The sequence below is a fragment of the Methanosarcinales archaeon genome, from assembly GCA_014859725.1.
Lineage (GTDB): Archaea > Halobacteriota > Methanosarcinia > Methanosarcinales > Methanocomedenaceae > Kmv04.
Genome location: JACUTQ010000188.1, coordinates 1 through 3,851, shown reverse-complemented (window position 1 = coordinate 3,851; position 3,851 = coordinate 1). Strand labels below are relative to the sequence as shown.

The window sequence follows — 3,851 nt, the reverse complement described above, 5'->3', positions numbered from 1 at the left end:
ATATATGGAGTCTTAAGTTGAAGGTCTCCGCTTGAACATTATCAACATTGGCAGTCACCACTGTCCAAATATTGATTATAATTTTGTAAGCAGTCGTTCTGTTTAAATCAACAGCAGCCCTTTTTGCCAGTCATTGATCATTTTAACAGCGGTCCTTGTTTCATCTACTTCCCCCTTCTTCTTCAGGAAGTTGCTCTGTTTGCCTATGAGTTCAAGCACTTCATAGGAATCCTGTCCCTCTATTGTGACATGATAAAAGGATTCCAGGGCAGTTTTATTCTCCCGGCACAGTTTCTCTATTATTATCATAGCCACACCGATAGGGTCCTGCAGGTGAGTTGCATCCTTTATTGCGAGCAAGCCTTGTATATATTCGTCGTTTTCATCAAAGGGAATAACTCCCGGAGTATCAATGAATTTAATGCGTGAACCTGCATTCACAAGTTGCACTCCTTTTGTATAGCCTGATATTGAGGAGGTTCTGGCTTTATGTTTCCCGGCTACGCCATTTATTACTGATGATTTGCCTGTGTTTGGATAACCAAGTGAGCCGACCAGAATATCACGCCCTCGTATGTTGGCGGTTTCAAGTATCTTGTGTCGTAACATTGTTGTCCCGAGCCTCTGTTTACTGGACACAAAAACAGTTGGAGCAATTTTTGAGAAGCGGGATTTGGTTTTTTCAAGGGTCTGTTTTGATACAAGATCGCATTTATTGAGGACTATTATGAAAGGTTTCTTTGAACGCGAAATATCACGCTCGACCTCGCTGTTTCGTGTCTCATCAGGAAACCTGGCATCTACTACTTCCAGAAGGATATCTGCTTTTCTTATTACATCTTTCAGAATTTTATTGTAGCTTGCCATGAGAGTATGCTATAGTACATGAAGATATAAGGATGTAGTGTGGTCAGGGAAATATTATTAACACTATTACTTGGCTCCGCTGTGGTTGGGTGTGCCGTCACAACTTTTGACTAAACCATCTGGTGAATTGATTTCTACTCTTCAAGCCATTTAAGGAGCAGATGTGAGTATGGAAGCAGTTGATGCTTATTATGGAAAATCCAAGCCAATCTTGACGCTATGGCCACGGGCGTGCCGAGCTAAGCTCTGTTTTGTGTAACTTGACTGGACTGTCTTTTTATTTTAGCCAAAAGTGCAATTAGCATGTAAGATATTGATATTAGGGAGGGACCTTATTGATTGAAAAATTTTCAATGAGAAATATGATTTCTGATATGATTAATTTGAAAAAATAAATCGTAAGTAGGGCTATTCGGAGTACTGTGTGATGAAATTTATCAAAATATATATGTAGTGGCACTTGTATAGACTATTCAAGAAACTTGGTTCGTTAAATAGGTGTATATTCATGTCAAAAATTAAAAAATTATTTGGAGGCTCTTCTGTCTCAAAGTCTGAGGTTGATGAATATGTGGATCTTGACCTAAGCAAATATGAGGAAGTACTTGAAACCGAACCTGCTGAAATGTATATCCGCATCGCAGAACTGAATAATTTAAACGAGATACCGGAACTTAAAAAAGAGATATATGATGGTAACCTCCTCCTCATTGATATTTCACTGCTAAAACGTGATAAGTTCAATCTTGACCGGGCTATTAAAGACCTAAAACAAGTGGTCGAAGATGTTCATGGTGACATTGCCGGAATTGGGGATGACCAAGTCCTGGTGGCTCCTATGGGTGTTAAGATCGACCGTTCCAAGATTGCCGGTGGCAGATAGTGAATAAGGTCATCAAACCTATATTTACACAAACCACCTGTCCATTATGTTCCAGTTCTATCAATATTACATGGCAGCCTGACGACATCCCTTTTTTTGGCGAAGTGATGTATACAAGTGCCCATTGTAAATGTGGGTTCGGGTATGCAGACACTTTTATTTTAACTCAGCGTGAGCCTGCCAGGTATACCTATAAAGTGCAATCATCTAACGACATGAACGTGAGAGTGATCCGTTCAACATCAGGCACCATCAGGATACCTGAACTGGAGATCAATGTTGAACCGGGACCTGCCAGTGAATCCTATATTTCCAACATCGAAGGAGTGCTGTGCCGCATTGAGAATGTCCTGGGAATGGTGAGCAGGTGGGAAGATGAACCGCCTGAGACCACTCAAAGGGCACATGAAATGTTGAAATTGCTGGAAATGGTCAAAAAGGGTGAAATGGAAGTTACTTTGATCATTGAGGACCCGTTGGGTAATAGTGCTATTGTGTCAGATAAAGCATATAAAGAAATACTACCACCCGAAGTAGCTGAAGACCTGAAAACAGGAGTAATCATATTGGAAAAAGATGAATTACTAAATAATTTTCAGAATTGATTCAGTTAATAATAATTGAAGTTCTTAATGTACTTTATGAAGTTAAATATGATGAGGACGCCTACGGGCATAATGGGATTTGATGAGCTTATTCAAGGAGTAAACTGGGAAGGATTAATTTTATTGATATTGGCCCTAAAATTGTGTTCGGGAATTAAACAATCCTTAATTCTCCAACCTTTATTTTTGAATCCACGATCTCGCCCACAATGCTACCGCCAGTAATCTCAGCCGCTCTCTGAGCATCTTGTTCGGGCAGCACTATTAGAAATCCCATGCCCATGTTGAAGGTTTTATACATTTCTAAATCGTCAACATTTCCTTCTTCCTGAAGAAACCTGAATATGCTCTGAGGTTCAAGTGGTGAATGTATATCAAAACCCAGATCTGTTATTCTGCTTAATTTCAAAAGCCCGCTGCCTGTGATATGCGCCAGCCCGTGGACATTACATACCTTTATGACATCTAATATTTCAATATAGATACGGGTCGGGATTAAGAGTTCATCTCCGATGGTGGTTTTTGGGTTATACGGGAACTTGTCGTGATAGTTGTAGCTAGATTGCTCGATGATCTTTCTGGCCAGAGTGTAACCATTACTGTGGACACCACTGCCTGGTACACCTACTAAAATATCTCCTTTAGTAATTTTCTCACCTGTTATGATCTCATCCTTTTTCACTGCACCAAGACATGTACCTGCAAGGTCGAACCCATTTACTATTTCGGGAAGGGTTGCAGTCTCACCCCCTACTATTGTCATCCGGCTAAGCTGTGCCCCTTTTTGTAGCCCTTCACCTATCTGGGCCATGAGCTCCTCATCAGGCCGAGCGATGGCAAGGTAATCCACAAATGACAGGGGTTCGGCACCAATGGCCAGTAGGTCGTTCACGTTCATAGCTATACAATCTATACCAACCGTGTTCCAGCGCTTCATCTCATTCGCAATGAGCACTTTGGAACCAACACCATCGGTAGCCAATCCCAGGGCGTATTCACCGAACTCAATAAGTCCTGCATAATGACCTATGTCAGTTAGAGGTGCACCAAGTCCTGTGCGTTTGTAGGATATCTTTGAGGACAGTGCTTTAATGGCGTTGTTCTCGTGATGGATATCCACGCCAGATCCTGCATAAGTCATCTTTTTCGTCATATGTCGCACTTAAGTCGTCCATATATCAAAAAGACTTCGAAACCTCAGTGGCCTATAATGTTACGATCATCTGCCCCTGTAACATCACGTAGAAGTTTGCGGTTCATCTCTTCTACAATATCGTGGACAGCCGGAATAGGTTTGCCATATATCCCTTTTATTTTAACTTCTCCCGGTTCGATCAGTACAAGGGTGCTTGCATGATAGTTGAGACCTGTAGTGTCCAGCTGCGCCCACATCTCGTACTCTTCGATAATGAGGTTAATAACAAATCCGCTTGTCCCGGTACCGGTGTATCGAACCGGACTACCAATCCGTAAAGTGTTTCCATTGCAGTCCAGAA

The 3,851-nt window shown here is 41.5% G+C and carries 5 protein-coding genes; 2 read left to right on the top strand and 3 right to left on the bottom strand.

Annotation, left to right across the window (positions count from 1 at the left end):
• Positions 1-102 precede the first annotated feature (102 nt).
• Positions 103-867, bottom strand: coding sequence for a 50S ribosome-binding GTPase (locus IBX40_11760; GenBank protein ID MBE0524988.1), 765 nt, complete (start codon positions 865-867; stop codon positions 103-105).
• A 508-nt stretch (positions 868-1,375) separates the two neighbouring features.
• On the opposite strand from IBX40_11760, the gene sepF reads away from it, so the two are divergent.
• Together sepF and IBX40_11750 are read left to right on the top strand one after the other, a co-directional pair.
• The gene (sepF, locus tag IBX40_11755) at positions 1,376-1,750 is read left to right on the top strand and encodes a cell division protein SepF (protein MBE0524987.1); all 375 of its coding nucleotides are present in this window, start codon (positions 1,376-1,378) and stop codon (positions 1,748-1,750) included.
• On the top strand, positions 1,747-2,355 hold the full coding sequence (locus IBX40_11750) for a ZPR1 zinc finger domain-containing protein (protein ID MBE0524986.1): 609 nt from the start codon (positions 1,747-1,749) through the stop codon (positions 2,353-2,355). The genes sepF and IBX40_11750 overlap by 4 nt, the downstream gene beginning before the upstream one ends.
• A 154-nt stretch (positions 2,356-2,509) precedes the next feature.
• Here the strand turns inward: IBX40_11750 and IBX40_11745 are convergent, their stop codons facing one another.
• Positions 2,510-3,508 carry a phosphoribosylformylglycinamidine cyclo-ligase gene (locus IBX40_11745; GenBank protein ID MBE0524985.1) on the bottom strand — a complete coding sequence of 333 codons (999 nt, stop codon included), beginning with the start codon at positions 3,506-3,508 and terminating at the stop codon, positions 2,510-2,512.
• Between the two features lie 44 nt (positions 3,509-3,552).
• The coding region (locus IBX40_11740; GenBank protein MBE0524984.1) for a DUF2098 family protein at positions 3,553-3,851 on the bottom strand (299 nt) is incomplete at its 5' end.

Coding starts and splice junctions, on each gene's coding strand:
- IBX40_11760 (MBE0524988.1), bottom strand. CDS start 867: ATGGCAAGCTACAATAAAATTCTGAAAGATGTAATAAGAAAAGCAGAT.
- sepF (MBE0524987.1), top strand. CDS start 1,376: ATGTCAAAAATTAAAAAATTATTTGGAGGCTCTTCTGTCTCAAAGTCT.
- IBX40_11745 (MBE0524985.1), bottom strand. CDS start 3,508: ATGACGAAAAAGATGACTTATGCAGGATCTGGCGTGGATATCCATCAC.